A 19,400-nucleotide genomic window follows, 5' to 3' on the forward strand; every position below is an offset into this window, starting at 1 on the left:
AAAATTATAGAACTCGTGTTAGGGTGCTCTGTTGTTAACTGGTGAGTGCCCCCGTAATTGGGAAAGACCCAATTATAGAACTCGTGTTAGGGTGCTCTGTTGTTAACTGGTGAGTGCCCCCGTAATTGGGAAAGACCCACATTTTGGCTCTATTGATTTTGGAGCGCCACCATATAATTCATTGATTTACATGGTGGCCAGAGACGGAATCGAACCGCCGACACGAGGATTTTCAATCCTCTGCTCTACCGACTGAGCTATCTGGCCCCAATGGGGTGGTATTAAACTCCTATATGCGTTTTGAGTCAAGCATTGATTGCATTTTTTTTTAAAATACTTGAATTTACTTGATAAATTGGTTGCTTAATTGTCAAAACGGTTTAATTTGGAGTATATCCAGAGGGTTTTTCTGAGCCTTCGCCGAAAAAAAACTTTTGCATTTCTTCTTTTAAAAATTCTCGCGACTTGGGTTCGAGTAAATTTAGACGGTATTCATTAATCAGCATGGTCTGATGGGATAACCACATTTCCCAGGCTTGTTGAGATACTTCATTAAAAATGCGTTCACCTAAGGCTCCGGGGAAGGGTTGTCTTGCCATGCCCTCGGCATCTTGTTTTAATTTACAACAATGTACTATTCTGCTCATCGATTACCTCTTTAGTGCGTGCATCAAAAATAGTACATAGTTTACGAGTTATTTAGCAATTATGTAACCATGTCTCAGACATTAGTCAGAGCGAGTTTTTACCTGGCCCAATAAAATATGCTGGGAAAGGATTTGTTCTTGTTCATCGGTCAAACCGTTAAAGGCAACTGCCGTACGGTAATGATGTTCGCTTTGATATTGGCTATAAACTACAGTCGCTTCCAAAATAATGGGGATCATTTTAGGTTTGGTATAAATGACCATTTTTAAATTGGTTTTTTCCTTAATAAGCTCCATTGTTTTAAATGCCATGCCGCCTAAACTAATATTTACCTTGCGCATTTGAATGGTATTGGTCATGAGCATTTGTCGCGACAAATAGTCTATTTTGGTGTTGAGCAAATTTAAGTAATGCGCTAAAGCGGGATCTTTTAGAGCTATGGCTTGAGTTAGCTCGGCTAATTCATAGTCAATGTTTTGAAAATAGTGTGATGCTTCTAGATATCGTTGGCCATTTTTTCCCAGTAATTCATCCACTACTGCTCTATCAGAGCACATTTCTCCTGGTTCCATAACGCGATAATTAAAATATAAATAATCTTCGATACGAAAATGTTGGCGTCTTTCATGTATTGGCATAATAACTCCGTTTATCTAATTATCTTCCCGTTGCACACCCGGGGTAGCTATTGGTTACAGTTATCCCTTCTTGTAGCGGCTCAAGTGCCATTACGGTGGTTGGGGGCGGTACAGTTCTAGTTACTTCTGCTTGATCTATCAGCGCATTATATTCCTCTGACCACTCATCTTCCAGCTCGGCTAATAGATTAATCAAACTTAATCTATCTTCTTGAGCGTGTAGTACACGTAATTGAACAGGTATGGGGGCAATTTTAAATTGACGCTGCGTTTCTTTTAGATAGCGTTTTATAATCGGCTTCTTTTGTGCTAGGTCCATTAGCCATTCCTCAAAAAAAAACAACTAAACTTATGTTTAAATATAGACAAATTTTGTACTAGTGGGAAGAAAAATAAATGTGAAGAAGGCATATTTGAGAAATAATTGGCACATTTATTTAATGATAGAAGCCCATCCTTGAGCTTTTTCATTTATTTCAAGGGACTCGGAGTCTTTGATGTTTTTTGTTGCTCTTGTTTCATTGATGGTGGGGTTGCAAAAAAACTTGCCCCATGTTCTCCCTTATTAATCAGGTCATGGAGAATGCCTACCTCTCCTATACGCCATGAACCATATCTTACGCCTTTTTTCATTGGCTTCTCTTCAGGGAATTGCGGACCATTCTTCTTGGCTTCTGCAAAGAATTTTTGTGCGCTTTGAGCAATTTTAGACGCCTTATTAATTTTCTTATTCTTGGCAAAAGTGGCTGGTGTTTTCGGAGTTTCATCGTCTTGCTCGGTAGTCTTATAAACTACAGTACCTGAGGGCGATTCTGAAACCTTATCTTTTTTAATTACTACAGTACCTGAGGGGGATTCCGAATCTTCATCTTTTTTGATATAAACTACGGAGCCAGTCGGTGACTCGGAATCTTTATCGGCTCCTGTATAAACTACAGAACCACTAGGTGATTCGGAATCGGTTTTAGTTTGAACACTTTTTGTTTCGTCTTTTGTCCTATCTTCCGGAGATTGTTGAAATTTCTCGGGGGTGATCTCTTCTAAATGAACGTTTAGAAATTCAGTTAAATGCTCTAATTTAACTGGGCCAAAGCTTTCCATTTCGAGCGGTGCCAAGAAATCAAGTTGGTGAAAATGAGATAAAAATTCTGGTTCTTTAAAATCTACAATTTTTAGTTCGGAAGCGTCAGTTACCTGAGCAACATTAAAAAAACTAAAGGATAAATAATAAGCTAATTTTCTGTACCAGGGGGCTTTTGCCCAATTTTGATTTGCTAGCTCCTGTTCCATTTTGTCGGTAAATCGTGTCCAATATTCCTTGGAGCATTCGTTATAACATTTGCTGGCTAGTTTTTCAGCAAACCAAGCCAACCGCGGTTCTTGCGGAACTCGAGTGGATATGGACATAAACATAGGATTTGCTTTAGCTAGAAAATCAGCACCTTTGAGTCCTTGTTCGTTCCTAATGAGGGCTTGGACTTGCTCTATTTCTGTATTAATTTCAGGCGATATGGGGTGAAGCTCCTGAAGTTTGGTGTAGAAATTAGGGGGCGATTGAATAATATACGGAATTAATTGTTGGAATTTTTCGATTGAAAGTCGTTTTCCTTCTTCTTCATGGGTCATTTCACGAATGATTAACGCAATATTGGTAACTTGAGCTGAAGGCTTTTTAGTAAAGGAGGAAATATTAGCATGAGGATGCCAATATTCTTCTTTCTTTTCATCAAATAGGCTTAGGAGCATGAATTCTTTTAGAGCCATACCAATTTCATAAGCCATGAATTGTTCCATGTCAAAGCGAACCTTCCCGGCTATTGGCAAATAGCCATCCTGCTCCTCGTTGAGGCAATCTTTATATTGTGGTGGCGCATAATGCGGCGTTGAACGGATTTTGCTGGCCAAAGGATTAGGATCATGAAGAAAGGTTTTGCGATCGCAAACTAATATTTTTTCCTTATCAACTAAGAAATTACTTAATTTCATATCTGGATGGTAGGCCCCTGCTTTTTTTAATTTAATACAAAAATCATTAATTTGCTTAAAGTAATGTTTCAGAGCACCGACAATTTTATCTTCAGGGCTTCCTTTTAAGCTTCGGGCAACACTACGTAAATCACCTTGCCTTGCAAGTTGACCTAAAACAAGGGGTTTATAGACAACATCGCCATCTTTTTCTTCTTTGAATTCTATCATAAAGACAATGGCATCATCACTAAAATAGTCATGCGCTACTTCATGGGCATGGAGTTTTTGTTCCTCACTTAAGTCACCGCGATCTTCGACGCGAACAACGAGTTTCTCTTCGAGTCCCTTCATTTTAAATGTAAAGTTAAAATTATTGATATGCTTTTTACCTAAACGTTCTGTTAAGTAGGCAGATGTTTTTTCATCAGTATAGCCCTTGAGCGCATTAATTTTACGGCGTGCTAAATTTAAAATCTTTTCATGTCGTTCGATAATATCTTTATATCTCTTGTGTGTTGCTGCGATCTGGCTTATTTCATGAGATATCGCAAGGTATTGTTTTTGAGCCAGAGCTAATTCTGTTTGCTCCTCTTTAAAACTAACTGTTTTTTCGAGTAGCTCATCACGCTGCTGCATTAACAGATAGATGCGTTTCTCATCTTCTTGTGGTTCTTTTTCAGGAAGGAGCTCATCTTGCGATTTATCGGATTTCAGTTCATCTGCGGGTAGCGGCTTATCGTGTACATGCTTTGCCACGGCCTTGGCAAATTGTACGCCTTTTAAAAAGAATGATGCATCAGGATTAATACCATAATAGGCTAAAAGTGATTGCCAGCTTCCTTTTTTGTCTGCTTTTGATTGGATCCAATTAAATAGGAATGTATCGTAGGTGGTTTGGTTTAACGCGTAATTGATTTTTTGCAGATAAAATAATCGGTTCGCGTGATCCTCTTCAGCGCAGCTATTAAATCGATCAATAAGTGTTTTAAGCTTAGAGCGATTATATACCGGAAAAGGATTGTTAAGTAATGCCATGGGGTGCTCCAATACAAACTGAAAGGATATTAAAATTAGTTACAAAATGTTTTTAAATTGAACCAATGAAAAAATTGGGTAAAAATAACACATGGTGGTTTATTTTTCAAGCTATTTACCCTGTCTTTGGGTTGATTAATCGCACATAATGTTAAATTATTCACTATTGAGTTAATTTAGATAATAACGAACCAAATACTATCTTCATTGGTCTGTTTTATGCTTTAATACCCTACATCTTCCTTGTCTAAAATTGAAAGGTTTATCATGACTTTTGTAGTAACAGAAAGTTGTATTCGTTGTAAATACACAGATTGCGTTGAAGTATGTCCCGTAGATTGTTTTTATGAAGGACCTAATTTTTTAGTTATTCATCCTGACGAGTGCATTGATTGCGCTTTATGCGAACCGGAGTGCCCGGTAAATGCAATTGTCTCTGAAGATGATTTAACCGACGAGCAGCAGCAATTTAAGGAATTAAATGCTGAACTTGCTCAAAAATGGTCTAATATCACGGCTAAAAAAGATGCGCCACCTGATGCGAAAGATTGGGAAGACGTGAAGGACAAACTCCAATATTTGCAGAAAGAGTGGTAGAAATCACCGCACTAGCAGAATCATGTCGACGTATTCTTAGTGAAAAAGGCCGGCTCTCTACTGCTATTCCTGGATTTGCTCCACGTGCGCCCCAATCAGATTTAGCTGAAGCAATTGCTACAGCAATTGAGGAAAAATCAACCTTAGTTGCGGAAGCAGGGACTGGCACCGGTAAGACTTTTGCTTATTTGTTGCCTTGCCTTTTAAGCGGAAAGAAGGCACTGATTTCCACCGCCACAAAAACATTGCAAGATCAACTTTATCAAAAAGATTTACCTACCTTAGTACGTGCTTTAGGTTTGTCGGCGCGTATACAAAATTTAAAAGGCCGGGCTAATTATATTTGCCAGCATCGCGTGGAATTACATGCTGAAGAAGGTCAATTTCAAAGTCCTCAATGTGCCCATGAAGTGGCGCATGTCCGTAGCAAATTATCACAAATGAAATCAGGTGATCGCTCCGAATTACCGGAACTTAGTGAAGACTCTCAGGTTTGGCCTTATGTGACCTCAACAGTTGATAATTGCCTGGGAGCTGAGTGTCCAAGTTACGAAACCTGCTTTTTAGTTAAAGCACGTAAGCGCGCGATGGAGGCGGATGTGGTGGTGATTAACCATCATTTGTTCTTTGCTGATTCACGCTTGAAAGAAGAAGGGTTTGGCGAGTTATTGCCGGGTGTGGATGTGGTTATTTTTGATGAGGCACACCAACTTGCGGAAATAGCGACTCATTTTAATGGCGATCGGGTGAGCACGCGCCAATTTCGTGATTTGGTTGATGACATCATTAATGAATGGCCTAGTCTGGATTTGGCCAATCAGCCTTTAAAAGCCTTAAGTCATAAAGCGGATAAGCTTATGGATGAATTATTGAATAGTTTATCTCTCTTTGATGAGCGAATTAGCTGGGATGAGGTGCGTCGTAATAAAACGTTCATGAAAATTTGGGATGATTGGCTGAATTTACACGATGAACTTGTACAATGTTTTGCTGAAGAACATCTTGCTGAAGTTCCTGGTCTTTTACGTTGTAAGGAGCGTTTGGATGAATTTGCTAAAAACCTCTTATTTTTCACTCAAGATAATAATGAAACTATTCGTTGGTTAGAACGCTTTAAACATACTTTGATTTTTCACGCGACGCCTTATGTTGTTGCTGAATCGTTTAGTGAGCTGCTAAAACGACAAGCCAGCGCTTATGTCTTTACGTCAGCAACCTTGACCATGGCTGATTCGTTTGATTGTTTTTGTAAACCTTTAGGACTTAATGAGGCCAAGACTTTGCTGTTGCCTAGTCCTTTCGATTACCAACAACAAGCTTTACTTTATTTGCCGCGTGGCTTACCCGACCCCAAGGATCAGGCTTATTATGAATTATTGCTAAAGCGAGTCGTGCCAATAATCGAAGCGTTTGGTGGACGTTGCTTCTTTCTTTTTACCAGTCATAAAGCGTTGAAACAGGTTGCCCAAATGATGGGGGCTATTTTAAACTACCCCTTATTAATTCAAGGAAGTGAAGCCAAACCCATCCTGCTGGAGCGTTTCCGGCAATTAGGTAATGCGGTTTTATTAGGTACGGCGACCTTTTGGGAAGGGGTGGATGTTAAAGGGGAGGCACTTTCTTGCGTTATTATTGATAAATTGCCTTTTTCCAGTCCAGCTGATCCGGTAACACGTGGTAAAATGGCTTATTTAAAGGAAAAAGGTTTATCAGGTTTTGATGAATTATCTTTACCTAATGCCGTAATTGCCTTAAAACAAGGGGTAGGGCGCTTAATTCGTGATAATACGGATAAAGGCGTATTGATTATCGCAGATCCTCGTCTTACCAGTAGAGAATATGGCCAACGTATATTGGCCAGTTTACCGAAATTACCAAAAACCCGTGATGAAGGGACTGTTTTAAAATTTATTAGAGAGTTGGCACTGGATTATGAACCTGTTAGCGATTGATACATCTACTGAACTAGCCAGTGTGGCTTTATTGCGTGGCGAAGAACTGTTTTGTAAAGAACAGGGAAGCCAAAGAACGCACGCACAATTTTTGTTGCCAATGATTGATGCGTTAATGCTAGAAGCAAGCATGCCGATGAATCAACTTGATGCGGTTGTTTTTGGTTGTGGTCCAGGAAGCTTTACCGGATTACGTATTGCCTGCAGTGTTGCCAAAGGTTTGGCTTATGCTCATGATTTAGATTTGATTCCTGTAAGTAGCCTGTCTGCCATCGCTTGGGCCGCTCGAAAGCAGGCAGCGAGTGCTGATTTACCATTATTGGCTGTATTGGATGCGCGCATGCATGAAATGTATTGGGCTTATTATCCACCGGGGCAATTTAGTGCTGAAGAACGCGTTAATGCGGTAGCCGATATTTCTTTAGCGAATACTCAACCGATAATACTTGCTGGCGCTGGTATCGAGGAGTATTGGGCTGATTTTCCTGAGGCAATAAAATCACAAATAAGTATTCAGTTACCTATCTATCCCAGCGCAGTGGCAATGATTGAACTCGCGAGAGTCACCGGAATACAACCCGTTTCAGTTGCAGACGCACAGCCGGTATATGTGCGTAATCAAGTAACATATGATAAAAAGTTATAATTGAGCTTCAGGAGATTTTTGTGGATAAACGATTATTGGAACTATTGGTGTGTCCTTTATGTAAAGGAAAATTAATCATTAAAAAGCAAGAGCTTATCTGTAAATTTGATCGCTTGGCTTTTCCGATACATGATGGTATTCCGGTGATGCTAGAGCATGAAGCTCGGGTTATTTCTTTGGAAGAAAAGGATAAATTGTAGTTTTAAGGGATCTTTAGTTTGAGTCTATGTTGAGAATGAAATGAAGTAGGGGAGCTGTGCAGGAAGGTACGAAATTTCCCATGCCCCCTTACAGACTCGATTGCAGCTTCTAAATTTATACTGCTAGTCGTGTAATCATCGTAATATTTTCACCCCAGCTTTTCTTTAAAGCATAATGTTAGCGATCTAAATTTTGGTCATCTATGGAACTGATCTTGCCTCGAAATTCCGGATACCAATCACTCAAATTCATCTGCTGTCTCATATCCCAGAGCTGAATGTAGCCGCTGACGATTATAAAACACGTCAATGTAATCGAATACAAGCACTTGAGTTTCTGCTCTGGTGGGCTTTAAAGGGGGGCGATAATGCGCGAATTCTTTGTTTCTTGCCCTGCTTTCTTGTGTTTTTCATTCTTAAGTGATTTAATTGCCGCCTTATTTTTTGAGTGTTCTTTGGGCATAATTAAAGATTTATTTTAGATTATACCCTGTGATTTCAACAGGAAATTATAAAGAGGCATCAGATTCAATTGCAGTACAAGGAATTTTGTATATGGGAAAAGAAGTGCTACGAAGCACAGTGTTAATGGTTGCCTCAATTACAACAGCACATGCTCTTGAAGGAGATTTTAAAGGATTTAAATACGCATTCCATGGTTTTATAAGTGCAACGGGATATACACAAACGACACCGGGATTTGTACTTAATGGTCAGGGCCCTCTGATCCTTTTGTTTACCCCAAGTACAAGTAGCACTACTACCGGTTTTGATGTTCGACAAACACGTTTAACTTTTTCCGCCAGTGGGCCATCAGTCATGGGAGGAGCAACTCCCAAGGGCTTAATTGAAATTGATTTTTTTGGTTTGAATTCGCCTGGAGGATATGGAGAGGTTTCAGTTTATCCCCGTTTACGTCTTGCTTATACTGAATTAGATTGGTATGGCAGAAACAAAATTAGAGCAGGCCAAGATTGGGAACTGCTAATGGTTGACTTACCTACTTCTCTTTCTCATCTAGCCTATCCTGTCACCTATTTTGCGGGTCTAGTCGGTTGGCGAGAGCCTGGAGTTAGTTTTTTTCATACCGATACTATGGAAAACTCCAATCTTGAATTTGCTTTACAAGTATTAAAATCTGATTGGCAAAATCCTCTGGATTTTGGGCAATCAACAGTGCAGAATCTGAATGTTGATGCAGGACAACTTTCAGGTCTTCCTGGAATTGAAATGCGTACGAAATGGACATCTGCAAATCAAGATTATGCGGTATATGTGGTTGGACATGTAAGTAAAGTCGATGGTACTCGGGTTCGCAATTTACCCATCTCGGGAGGAATATTTGTAACAACGCCAACAAGAAATTGGACCGTAGCAGTTGCAAAGATTGGGGGTAAAGCTAAAGTATCAGCATTTACTCTCAAAGGTGAAGTATATACAGGAAAAAACACAGGGCCACTGATAGGTGAGCAACTACAATTTATCACAGCAAATGATGTTCATGAGTCTGGTGGATGGATTCAACTTGGATATGATCTTCCTAATAATTTTAGTATTTATGGCACTTATGGAATAGCAGCTGATAATAAATCAGACGTCGTTTCAGGAGGTGGTGTTCGGTACCAAAACCAAGTTTATGGCGGAATGATTCAGTATCGCTCTAAGACCTTTGCTGTAGGTCCAGAAATATATCATGTAACAACAAGCACTGTTTCAGGTTCTCCTTTACAAGGGATTACTTATCTTTTAAGTGCGAATTATGGCTTTTAACTAGGCAATATTCTTCGACTAAATGGTTATATGATGAGCATGATGTGGTCAAGAAAGTAGTTAAGGTCCCGTTGCAAAACGAGCGATAGTTTATACTTTAATCTAAAACTATTAAATAACGAATAACAGCATGTGTTCAACGGTTTAAATGGCATCATTTTTATGGCGAAGTGATGTGCGTTGGTATTGTAAATACAGCATTGGTTATAGATGTTTGGAGTAAATGATGATTGAGTGTGGGCTAAAAATAGAGCATACCACTCTGTATCGCTGGGTTCTGCAGTACGTACCAGAATTAAAAAAACGATGATTAGGAAACATCAAGGCCGGATTTTGAACAGACGCAACTGTCTTAAATTTTTAACTTAAGACAGCGGCTATGTTGGTACTACTACTGGTTTGTAATTCGTCGTTTACGCCAATACAGTAAGATCGCGGGGAGTAGCATCAAGAATATTCCTAAGGAAAATACCAGCCGAAAATGTGATGCACTACCAAAATTCATGAATTCAACGGGCGGGATAAAACCGACAATTAAGGTCATAGTACAGCCACATAAACCCAAGAAACAGGTGAAGTAATAACCTATTTTACCGCCCGGTATGGCAAAAGGCCGTTTTAAGTGTGCAAATTTTCCTTTTAGATTCCATGCGGCAATAAACATCAATACATACATCATGATGTACAGTTCAGTACTTAAATCAGTAAATAACCAATAAATGGCATTAACACTGGGAAATAAAAGAAAGCCACTGCACAACACAGTAACGAGAAGCGCTTGGGTAATGAGAATTCGTGAAGCAACACCATGTTTGTTTAGTCGACACATGGATTGAGGCAGAAAATTATGATTAGCTGCCATCAGCAGGCCTTTAGCAGGAGAAATAATCCAGTTAATCATACTTCCCAAGCTGCCTAATAGTAATAAGACAATCAATACGGGCATTAACCAGGTGAGATGGTAGGCTTGGAAAAAGTTACTAAAGGCTTGCATCACGCCATCGACCAGACTAATTTGCTCTTTAGGCAAGACAAAGGCAATGGCTAAAGAACCCAGGATCATGGTCGTTAGGATCAATAATACTGAGAAAAACATTGCCCGCGGAAAATTAGTTTGTGGATTTTTTACATTACGCACATGCACTGCTGCCAGTTCCATGCCCAGAAATGAAGTCATAATTGCGGTTAATGATACCCAGGATTGACTGTCTTTCCAATGCGGCAATAGTTGGGAAGGGCTTAAATCAATAGCAATAGGATTGCCTTTTATTACCCAGATAATCGCTAGGAAAATAATGAACCCCATCGGAATGATCATGCCGAAGATGGCGCAAAGACCAGCAAATTTAGCCGATGTGCGCAATCCTGAGAGGCCAACTAGCGTTAATGACCAGAAAATCGTAAGAATTACCGTAATTAAATAATATTTATTTTGTGCTAGTTCAGGGTTTACCAGATAGGCTAAGGCCCCAGCAATAAATGATAAAATGGTTGGATACCAAACTAAGGTATTAATCCATTGCAGCCAAATGGTAAAAAAGGCGACATTCTCGCCATAGGCATGGTTAACCCAACTGTATATGCCCCCTTCTTCTTCGGACCAGGTTGAGGACAATTCGGCTGAAACCAGGGCTACAGGGATTAAGAAAACAATCGCTGAAAAAATAAAAAAGAATATTAATGACGAGCCGAATAAGGCGGTGCCGGGCAAATTTCTAATACTGTCAATTGCTCCCGTAATAAGCAAAATTAAAGCAAAGACAGATATTTTTTCGGAAGACCAATGGTTCATTAATTCATTCGATTTGTTAAAAGGATAAGCATTATATAGGAAGTTGCCGTTCAGCGTTAATATTTTATTTATCAAGAGCAGATACAGGGGCCGATACTGGTATGAATTTAGGTTGCGCCTCATGGGCGTCAACCTACTTATTACCTGTTTTTATAGCCATCGCGACAAGAAGGGGACTGTAAAACTGTTTTATTTTTTTCCCACTCATCGGGTGTATATAAATGCATGCTTAAGGCATGTAAGCTAAGTTCAAATTCTTTACTGAGGAAATGATTTAATAATCGGTGGCGGGCTATGCGGGTTAAATCAATAAATCGTGAAGACACGGCGGTAATTTTAAAGTGTGTTTCTGCTCCTTGCGGAACATGATGATTCCCTGATTCATCTTCAATATTTAAATAAACAGGAGCTAATTCTTGATTTAGTAGTTGTGCTATACGTTCTTTACGGGACATATTGTTGTTCTCTTCAATTAGGGTCTGTTAAGTCTGGATTTAAAACAAAAAAAGCCGCTAAAAAAGCGGCTTTTAAAAGGATAGCATTATATTCTGCAGTTTGCAGGGACGTAGCGGTCATTGTTGGCATCACTTACGGCACAAGTCCAGGTAATCGGCTCGGTTGGTGGTGTACCTGCAACAAGTGCCTTTTGACTTGATTGAGGCGTCATCGTGAGCACAATGCCTTGCGCAAGCGCGGTGTACGTAATGGTTATTACGCCGCTACCGGCAGCAACGGCAACACTTTGTACAATGGATGTTGATGCTGGCGGTGTCCAGCCCAAGCTCAAGTCAGCATTTCCTGTCATGGCATTTTCAGAAATAGTGGTTTGTGCTGAAGAAGCAAGACTTAAACCTTCGGTAACGCGTGCTCTAATAATGTAATCCTGATAAGCAGGGATAGCAATTGCAGCAAGAACGCCAATAATTGCGACAACAATCATTAATTCGATTAATGTAAAGCCCTTCTGTTTCATGCTTTGCTCCTAATATTTTTAAGTTACCCTGAAATTTATGCAAGTAAAATGCCAAATTATCAATGGGGTTAGGTAGAGCGATAGCGATATCTCTCTACCAAAATGCCAATAAATTCTGAGTATTAAACCACTTTTTGCCGGCAATTTTTGTCAATTAAAGTTTTTTATCCACTAATTGATTTTTTAAGCGAACATAATCAGGTAAACCATTCACATATTCAGGATAAGCTTCACCTTGAATTAAGGGGGCTAAATAGCGTTTGCAGGCATCTGTAATTCCCATGCCGTCTGCCGCAATATATTCTGCAGGCATTGGTTTTTCTTGATTCGCTACATCAGCTAAAGGCACATGGCTTATAGACCATTGATAAGGTTCATCTTGTTCACGTACAATAATAGGCATAATGGCATTATGACCTTTTACAGCATATTCTACAGCTGCTTTACCTAAGGCATAGGCTTGTTCTACGTCAACTTTTGAAGCAATGTGGCGTGCCGCACGTTGGAGGTAATCGGCTACTGCCCAGTGGTATTTATAGCCTAGCTCAGATTTAACTAATTGTGCAATAACGGGGGCAACACCACCTAATTGCGCATGGCCAAAGGCATCGCGTAATCCAGCATCACTTAAAAATTTGCCTTCACTAGTGCGAATACCTTCTGAAACAACCACAACACAATAACCATGTGTTTTAACACACGAGTCTACTTTGCTGATAAATTTAGCCTGTTCAAATGCTACTTCAGGCAATAAAATAATGTGCGGTGGTTCGCTTTCATTTTGACTCGCTAATCCGCTGGCTGCAGCAATCCAGCCCGCATGACGTCCCATGACTTCAAGAATAAATACTTTCGTTGACGAGGCGGCCATGGAGGCAACATCAAATCCTGCTTCTTTTGTAGAAACAGCGACATATTTGGCAACTGAACCAAATCCAGGACAAGCATCAGTAAAGGGTAGATCATTATCAACGGTTTTGGGGATGCCTATACAGGTAATGGGATAACCCATAGTCGCGCCTAATTGAGATACTTTATGGGCTGTATCTTGGGAATCACCACCGCCATTATAGAAAAAATAACCAATGTTGTGGGCTTTAAATACTTCAATTAAGCGTTTGTATTCATCACCATCGCTTTTTAATTTATAGCGGCAAGAACCAAATGCACCAGAAGGCGTTTGCATTAATTTGGCAATGTCGGCATCGCTTTCAAGGGATGTATCAATTAATTCTTCATTCAGTGCCCCTATAATTCCATTTTTAGCGGCATAGACTTTTCCTATGTGTTCTGGAAATAACTTAGCAGTTTGGATTACTGCACAAGCTGAAGCGTTAATTACGGCAGTTACTCCACCTGATTGGGCATATATTGCATTTTTTACGGTCATTTTTACTCCTGCTCTTTTTTTGGAGCTGTTAACAGCTCCTAATTATTTTTTTCAAGTTGATTTTCATACTCGCTAATTACTGCATCAATGCTTTGAATTAACTCGGCAAACGGAATTGTCAACTCCTCTGCTGAGGCAGAACGAGCAGCCATTTTTTCCACTTGGATTACATTCTTCTGTAAGGTGGGCACGCCAGTAAAACAACAGGCGCCATGTAGTCTATGCGCTGATTCACCTAGTTTTTGTATATCTTTTTGATGCATTAAGTGGATGAATTCTTCACGATTTTTATGTAGCTCCTCCACGAATTGCCTCAAAAAATCCTCTGCAAGTTCTTGATTTCCCGAAACTTTCTGGACACATAATTGCCAGTCGATTGCCGCATGTTTTGCCTTATTTGCAATGCGTAGTATGTGCATCAGCAATTGTTTTTCATCGATTGGCTTTTGCAGACAAAAATCAACACCTGAATTTTTGAGATCAATGTTGTTTACATCACCACTATTTGCACTGATTAAAACAATGGGGGTATGTCTATTTAGTTGCGATTTTTGGCGAATCATACGTGCAGCTTCCAGGCCGTTTAATTTGGGCATTTGCAGATCAAGCAGAATAATATCATATTTACGCTCATTGCATGCAGATACGGCCATCTCGCCATCATCTACGGCACTAATTGTCGCATGTGTACCAAGCAGTGAATCTAAGAGCATTTTATTGACAGGATTGTCTTCGGCAATCAGTAGATCCGGATGCATAAAACGTAATTGCTCGCGTAACCCATCCAGCTCATGATTGTCATATTTTTCGCTGTTCTGTTCATTACTGAGTAATTCAATGATGTCTTGGAGTTTTTGGATACTGATTGGCTTGAATAAAAATCCACGTGCTCCAAGAGCTGCATAATCGTTAATATGCCATTTAGAAATAAGTACGTATGGAAAATAATTATGCGCGGATATGATTTTTGCAATCTGTTGTTCACAGCCTTGGTTGACATTAATAAATGCCATTTTGCAATCCTGATTCTCTTCTAGGATTTGCGGTAACTGATGAAAAGAATTAACCGCAACACATTTTATTCCCCAATAGCCTAAGCCATTGCACAAGGCTTCCAAATGCAATGGGTTATCGTCAAAACACAGCATTTTTAAATGAGCAAAACGGTGTGTTTGATTTTTTTCTATTTCATAGGCTGCTAATTTTTCAACTTTTACATGGGCGGTAAATGCCGAGCCTTTATTTAATTCACTCGTCATGCTCAGGCGACCACTCATGGCTTCACATAGTTTTTTACAAATAACCAAGCCTAAGCCTGACCCGCCATAACGACGGGTAATGCTAGTGTCTGCCTGATTAAAGGCAGTAAACAATTTGTTTTGATCTTCAGGTGAAATGCCAAGACCGGTGTCTGAAATGGTGATGCATAAGGTGTAATCTTTATCTGTTTCCTGTTCAACTTTAGTCCGTACCAAAACATAGCCATGATCCGTAAATTTGATGGCATTTGTTACCAAGTTACTAATAAATTGTTTAATGCGAAATGAATCACCTAAAACAGTCTTCGGAACATTAATGTCTGTAATAGGAATTAAATCGATGCCTTTTTTATGTGCATTAGGTGCGGCAAGGGTCAATACTTCATCAATGCAATTACGAATATTGAGTGGAATGCAATCCAGATGTAGTTTTCCGGCATCAATTTTGGAGAAATCAAGAATATCATTAATGATACCTAATAAATCTTGAGCGGACGTTTTAATGGTTTTTACATAATCTAACTGTAGAGGATCCAGCTTGCTTTCTAACAATACGTTAGTAAAACCAATCACTCCGTTCATTGGTGTGCGGATTTCATGACTCATGTTGGCAATAAATTCAGATTTTTGCCTGCTTTTTTCTTCAGTTTTTTTCTTGTCTAAAGACAGCTCAATATTTTTTTCTTCTAAAAGCTCCAGGCTTTGCTGTAAGTCAGCCGTGGCAACTTCTATATGTTGATTGAGTTCTTTGATGGTATCTAAGTAGCGCTTTTGTAAATGGTTACATCCTTTTTCGATGATGCCTAATTCGCCTTTACTGGTCATTTTTATTTCTGTTTCAAATTCATTTCGTAAAATTTGTTTCATGCTGCGGCGTAAACGAGAAATAGGTAAATAAATACGCTTGGAGAGAAAATAATGACAACTTAATCCAACAAGTAAACCAAATAAGGTGATGAAAATAGTCACAATCAACATTTGATAGCGCTTAATCAACATTGAACGTGTATCGATGTCAATCGAAAGCCAACCAAGGATATCATCGGCTTGGTATAGGGTAGGATTTGTTATATTGCTGCTGAATGTTGTATTGGAATAAAGATTAAATTTAGGAATAGTAACTGGGGCTATGAAGTTAATAGTGAAGGGATTAATTTGTTTGCTTTCAATGTAATCACCAGTGAAATCAGGGGGGGTAAATGGTTTATGAATCGAATGTTTCCCACCGCGATAAGCAATCAGTTGTCCTTCACTATTATAAAATGCCAAGGCTTTTACTTCTGGGTTAATAGTTGAAGCATTGATTAAGCCTTGTAATGTACGGTTATCACGACGGAGCATCGCATATTGTGCCGCAGGTATTAATTGACGAATATAGGCTTCTCCAAGGCGCGACATATGTTGTTTCAAGTCATTACCAAAGAGGCCATTATAAAAAACCGCAAATAGTAGCGCGACGAGAAAGGCAGGAATAAGGGTCGTAATTCTTAGTTGATATTTAATACCAATACTTTTCAAGATGACTCCGGGAGTAGACTAAGTAGCGTTATAAACAAAGTCTTATCTTTGCGTTGTAGCTAAAGTCGGCTATTATAGCCCGATTATTTTATTCCTTACAACGGAAGAGATTATGACTGTTAGAACACGATTTGCACCCAGTCCAACTGGGTTTTTACATGTGGGTGGTGTGCGCACTGCTTTATTTTCATGGCTTTATGCAAAACGGCATCAAGGCCAGTTTATTTTAAGAATCGAAGATACTGATAGGGAGCGCTCTACTCAAGAATCAGTGCAAGCTATATTAGATGGCATGGCTTGGCTCGGATTAGATTATAATGAAGGACCATTTTATCAAACAGACCGTTATGAACGTTACAAACAAGTTGCACAGCAATTTTTAGATGAAGACAAAGCATACCGTTGCGAATGCAGTAAAGAGCGTTTAGAAGCTTTGCGTGAGGCGCAACTAGCCGCTAAAGAAAAACCTCGCTACGATGGGCATTGTCGTAATAAAAACTTAGCATTAACGGATAAGCCTTATGTTATTCGCTTTAAAAATCCTGAACAGGGCACGGTCTCTTTTACTGATGAGGTTTATGGCGAAATCCATGTTGATAATGGTGAATTGGATGATTTGATTCTCGTACGTTCAGATGGTCATCCTACATATAATTTTGCTGTAGTTATTGATGATTTGGATATGAAGATTACCCATGTGATTCGTGGTGATGATCATATCAATAATACGCCAAGACAAATTAATTTGTTTAAGGCCTTAAATGCACCAATTCCTGTTTTTGCTCATTTACCTATGATTTTAGGTGAGGATGGTAAGCGCTTATCAAAAAGGCATGGCGCAGTGAGTGTGTTGCAATTTAAAGAACTTGGCGTTTTACCGCACGCCTTATTGAATTATTTAGTACGTTTAGGTTGGTCACATGGCGATCAGGAAATCTTTAGTGTGGATGAGATGATTGCTTGTTTTGATTTAAAGCATGTAAGCCGTGGGGTTTCAAGTTTTAACTATGATAAATTGTATTGGTTAAACCAGCACTATCAAAAATGTGATTCGGCTGATGAGGTTGCTAAAGCCCTCCGCTGGCATTTTGAATCTGCAGGTGTTGATTTGACCCAAGGTCCTGATTTAAAAGACTTAGTTGCTACTCAGGCGGAGCGTTGTAAGACGCTTGCTGAAATGTGTCAGATGAGCATGTATTTCTTTACCGATGCTCTGGAATACGATCAAGATGCCGTGAAAAAACATTTGCGCCCAGTAGTTTTAGAGCCACTCCTGGACCTTTATGAGCGTTTTAAATCAGTTGCTGATTGGCAAAAAGATGTATTACAAGAGTGTATCAATGATGTATGTGCACAATTTGATATTAATATGGGAAAAATAGCGCAACCTTTACGTGTTGCAGTGACAGGTTCTAGTATGTCGCCTTCTATTGATATGACGCTGGTTTTATTAGGTAAAAAGAGGGTGCTGAAACGTCTTGAAGATGCATTGGAGCAGCTGAAAATTCGCGCTAATTCACAAAGTCAGTGATTGTGGGATGAGGTATTTGTGTGTGTAGATTGGGTTTTACCGCCAATCTACAGGTGCACGAACTAATTGCATAGGGATAATGTATTATGAAAATAAAATCAAATTTATTTGCTTTAACGGTAACTGCTTTTTTAATTTCCCCTCTCATTCAAGCTAATCCCACTACTTCACCTGAATTCACTACATTCCTGCAAAAAGCGGCGAATGATTATTACCAAAAATACAGTAAAAAAGAAAAATTTACCGCAATGCAAGTGACGGTGTTGATTCCCCAGCATCGAATGACTGATCAAAAAGAAATCAAAACAGTGGTTGTGGGTACTGTAGGAGAATCTCCTTTTTTGCAGCCAATTACAGCGAATAGCTTGTTTGAAATCGGCAGTATCACTAAATCCTTCACGGCGTTGCTGTTGTTGCAATTACAAACAGAAGGAAAATTATCGTTGGACGATAAGTTAGGAAAATGGCTTCCTCAATATTCACAGTGGAAAGATGTCACGTTAAGGCAGCTGTTGAATATGACTAGTGGTATTCCAAATTATTCTGAAGATAAAGAATTTAATAAAAAAATGGAGTCTAATTTAAGTCGGGTATGGACTGATGAAGAGTTATTAACCTATGCTCATCCAGACAAGCCGCTCCCTAAAGAGCGGGAGAATCTTTATGAATATTGTAATTCTAATTATATTCTTGCTGCAATGGTGATTGAAAAGGCGACCAAGGATACTTATGCAAATCAATTAAAAAAACGTTTTATTAATACAAAAACCGGCTTAAATAATACATATTATCCTGCAGGGCCTGACGGCAAAGCCGTGCAAAAAGCGATTTCTGCACGCAAGGTGCATGGTTATTCTTATAATGAAAAAAAACATAAGCTCGATGATATGGTTCATAGTGATTTGTCTTGGGCTGGTGCAGCAGGCGCCATCGTCGCTACTTCTGAAGATGTAGCGCGTTGGGTGCAATTACTTTATCACGGTTTACTTTTTACTCCCCCTAATCGAGAACATGCTTTAGCTGAGTTAGAGTCAGTAGTGTCAATGAAAACAGGTCGATCTATTCTCACGGTTTCCGAAGCAGAACCGTCAGGATTTGGATTGGGTGTGGGGTATTACTATGATAAAGAATTAAAACAAAAATTTTGGGTTTATAAGGGCAGTACTTTAGGTTTCAGAGTCATGTATTTTTGGCAACCTTGTAATAATGTAACTACGGTTGTGGCCTTAAATAGCAAGGGGGGCGAAGGCAATCCTCACTCAGAATTAGGCGATGAGATAATGAGCGCTAATCTTAATTTATATAAGCTGATTTTGGCGCATTACCCAGAGTTAAACTGTGTGATTTAATTGTACTAAATAATACTTTATTGTGTAATAATTTATTCTTTGCGGTTTTTTAGTGAGCAGAAATGGCACTTGACTCTATAAATATCAATAAAAAAAGGATAAATATTTTATTGATATTTATAAAAGTGGCGCGC

16 protein-coding genes, 1 tRNA gene and 1 pseudogene are annotated in these 19,400 nt (G+C 39.2%); 7 read left to right on the forward strand and 11 right to left on the reverse strand.

The window, feature by feature from the left end; genetic code table 11:
• Positions 1 to 191: 191 nt before the first annotated feature.
• From LDG_RS11430 to LDG_RS11450, 5 genes are all read right to left on the reverse strand, one after another.
• A tRNA-Phe gene (locus LDG_RS11430) sits at positions 192 to 267 on the reverse strand.
• A gap of 113 nt (positions 268 to 380) precedes the next feature.
• Positions 381 to 647 (reverse strand): oxidative damage protection protein, encoded by a 267-nt coding sequence (locus LDG_RS11435; protein ID WP_006871531.1) that lies wholly within the window; start codon positions 645 to 647, stop codon positions 381 to 383.
• 81 nt (positions 648 to 728) lie between these two features.
• Complete coding sequence (locus LDG_RS11440) at positions 729 to 1,286, reverse strand: PilZ domain-containing protein (RefSeq protein WP_006871532.1); 558 nt, start codon at positions 1,284 to 1,286, stop codon at positions 729 to 731.
• Positions 1,287 to 1,305: 19 nt separating this feature from the next.
• Complete coding sequence (locus tag LDG_RS11445) at positions 1,306 to 1,605, reverse strand: hypothetical protein (protein ID WP_006871533.1); 300 nt, start codon at positions 1,603 to 1,605, stop codon at positions 1,306 to 1,308.
• 152 nt (positions 1,606 to 1,757) lie between these two features.
• Entirely contained in the window at positions 1,758 to 4,289 is a 2,532-nt protein-coding gene (locus LDG_RS11450; RefSeq protein WP_006871534.1) for a hypothetical protein, read from the reverse strand.
• A gap of 267 nt (positions 4,290 to 4,556) precedes the next feature.
• Here LDG_RS11450 and fdxA point away from each other — a divergent pair, with 267 nt between their 5' ends.
• From fdxA to LDG_RS11470, 4 genes are read left to right on the forward strand one after another with little or no spacing between them, the layout of a single operon-like run.
• Complete coding sequence (gene fdxA, locus LDG_RS11455; protein ID WP_006871536.1) at positions 4,557 to 4,886, forward strand: ferredoxin FdxA; 330 nt, start codon at positions 4,557 to 4,559, stop codon at positions 4,884 to 4,886.
• Complete coding sequence (locus tag LDG_RS11460) at positions 4,880 to 6,838, forward strand: ATP-dependent DNA helicase (RefSeq protein WP_040535591.1); 1,959 nt, start codon at positions 4,880 to 4,882, stop codon at positions 6,836 to 6,838. Before fdxA ends, LDG_RS11460 begins: the two co-directional genes overlap by 7 nt.
• Positions 6,819 to 7,484 carry a tRNA (adenosine(37)-N6)-threonylcarbamoyltransferase complex dimerization subunit type 1 TsaB gene (tsaB, locus tag LDG_RS11465; protein WP_006871538.1) on the forward strand — a complete coding sequence of 222 codons (666 nt, stop codon included), beginning with the start codon at positions 6,819 to 6,821 and terminating at the stop codon, positions 7,482 to 7,484. Before LDG_RS11460 ends, tsaB begins: the two co-directional genes overlap by 20 nt.
• A gap of 20 nt (positions 7,485 to 7,504) precedes the next feature.
• The gene (locus LDG_RS11470; RefSeq protein ID WP_006871539.1) at positions 7,505 to 7,684 is read left to right on the forward strand and encodes a Trm112 family protein; all 180 of its coding nucleotides are present in this window, start codon (positions 7,505 to 7,507) and stop codon (positions 7,682 to 7,684) included.
• Positions 7,685 to 7,923: 239 nt separating this feature from the next.
• On the opposite strand, the pseudogene LDG_RS20300 reads toward LDG_RS11470, so the two are convergent.
• A pseudogene (locus LDG_RS20300) lies at positions 7,924 to 8,019 on the reverse strand (IS3 family transposase); the annotation flags it as partial.
• A gap of 220 nt (positions 8,020 to 8,239) precedes the next feature.
• On the opposite strand from LDG_RS20300, the gene LDG_RS18580 reads away from it, so the two are divergent.
• Entirely contained in the window at positions 8,240 to 9,454 is a 1,215-nt protein-coding gene (locus LDG_RS18580; RefSeq protein ID WP_006871540.1) for a hypothetical protein, read from the forward strand.
• A gap of 391 nt (positions 9,455 to 9,845) precedes the next feature.
• On the opposite strand, the gene LDG_RS11480 is transcribed toward LDG_RS18580, so the two are convergent.
• From LDG_RS11480 to letS, 5 genes are all read right to left on the reverse strand, one after another.
• Positions 9,846 to 11,246, reverse strand: coding sequence for an APC family permease (locus LDG_RS11480; protein ID WP_040535593.1), 1,401 nt, complete (start codon positions 11,244 to 11,246; stop codon positions 9,846 to 9,848).
• Between the two features lie 140 nt (positions 11,247 to 11,386).
• Positions 11,387 to 11,701, reverse strand: coding sequence for a BolA family protein (locus tag LDG_RS11485; RefSeq protein ID WP_006871542.1), 315 nt, complete (start codon positions 11,699 to 11,701; stop codon positions 11,387 to 11,389).
• 86 nt (positions 11,702 to 11,787) lie between these two features.
• A complete protein-coding gene (locus tag LDG_RS11490; RefSeq protein ID WP_006871544.1) occupies positions 11,788 to 12,219 on the reverse strand; it encodes a pilin in 432 nt (143 codons plus the stop codon).
• A gap of 154 nt (positions 12,220 to 12,373) precedes the next feature.
• The gene (locus tag LDG_RS11495; protein WP_006871545.1) at positions 12,374 to 13,609 is read right to left on the reverse strand and encodes a 6-phosphofructokinase; all 1,236 of its coding nucleotides are present in this window, start codon (positions 13,607 to 13,609) and stop codon (positions 12,374 to 12,376) included.
• A 38-nt stretch (positions 13,610 to 13,647) separates the two neighbouring features.
• Positions 13,648 to 16,389 carry a two-component system sensor histidine kinase LetS gene (letS, locus tag LDG_RS11500; RefSeq protein WP_085955943.1) on the reverse strand — a complete coding sequence of 914 codons (2,742 nt, stop codon included), beginning with the start codon at positions 16,387 to 16,389 and terminating at the stop codon, positions 13,648 to 13,650.
• 109 nt (positions 16,390 to 16,498) lie between these two features.
• On the opposite strand from letS, the gene gltX reads away from it, so the two are divergent.
• The gene (gene gltX, locus LDG_RS11505) at positions 16,499 to 17,917 is read left to right on the forward strand and encodes a glutamate--tRNA ligase (protein ID WP_040535596.1); all 1,419 of its coding nucleotides are present in this window, start codon (positions 16,499 to 16,501) and stop codon (positions 17,915 to 17,917) included.
• An 86-nt stretch (positions 17,918 to 18,003) separates the two neighbouring features.
• On the forward strand, positions 18,004 to 19,266 hold the full coding sequence (locus LDG_RS11510) for a serine hydrolase domain-containing protein (protein ID WP_006871548.1): 1,263 nt from the start codon (positions 18,004 to 18,006) through the stop codon (positions 19,264 to 19,266).
• Positions 19,267 to 19,400 lie beyond the last annotated feature (134 nt).

This window comes from Legionella drancourtii LLAP12 (genome assembly GCF_000162755.2).
GTDB classification, from domain to species: Bacteria; Pseudomonadota; Gammaproteobacteria; order Legionellales; family Legionellaceae; genus Legionella; species Legionella drancourtii.

Bases quoted from the DNA above. Each gene is read 5' to 3' on its own strand.
- LDG_RS11435 (WP_006871531.1), bottom strand. From the start codon at position 647: ATGAGCAGAATAGTACATTGTTGTAAATTAAAACAAGATGCCGAGGGC.
- LDG_RS11440 (WP_006871532.1), bottom strand. From the start codon at position 1,286: ATGCCAATACATGAAAGACGCCAACATTTTCGTATCGAAGATTATTTA.
- LDG_RS11445 (WP_006871533.1), bottom strand. From the start codon at position 1,605: ATGGACCTAGCACAAAAGAAGCCGATTATAAAACGCTATCTAAAAGAA.
- LDG_RS11450 (WP_006871534.1), bottom strand. From the start codon at position 4,289: ATGGCATTACTTAACAATCCTTTTCCGGTATATAATCGCTCTAAGCTT.
- fdxA (WP_006871536.1), top strand. From the start codon at position 4,557: ATGACTTTTGTAGTAACAGAAAGTTGTATTCGTTGTAAATACACAGAT.
- tsaB (WP_006871538.1), top strand. From the start codon at position 6,819: ATGAACCTGTTAGCGATTGATACATCTACTGAACTAGCCAGTGTGGCT.
- LDG_RS18580 (WP_006871540.1), top strand. From the start codon at position 8,240: ATGGGAAAAGAAGTGCTACGAAGCACAGTGTTAATGGTTGCCTCAATT.
- LDG_RS11480 (WP_040535593.1), bottom strand. From the start codon at position 11,246: ATGAACCATTGGTCTTCCGAAAAAATATCTGTCTTTGCTTTAATTTTG.
- LDG_RS11485 (WP_006871542.1), bottom strand. From the start codon at position 11,701: ATGTCCCGTAAAGAACGTATAGCACAACTACTAAATCAAGAATTAGCT.
- LDG_RS11490 (WP_006871544.1), bottom strand. From the start codon at position 12,219: ATGAAACAGAAGGGCTTTACATTAATCGAATTAATGATTGTTGTCGCA.
- LDG_RS11495 (WP_006871545.1), bottom strand. From the start codon at position 13,609: ATGACCGTAAAAAATGCAATATATGCCCAATCAGGTGGAGTAACTGCC.
- gltX (WP_040535596.1), top strand. From the start codon at position 16,499: ATGACTGTTAGAACACGATTTGCACCCAGTCCAACTGGGTTTTTACAT.
- LDG_RS11510 (WP_006871548.1), top strand. From the start codon at position 18,004: ATGAAAATAAAATCAAATTTATTTGCTTTAACGGTAACTGCTTTTTTA.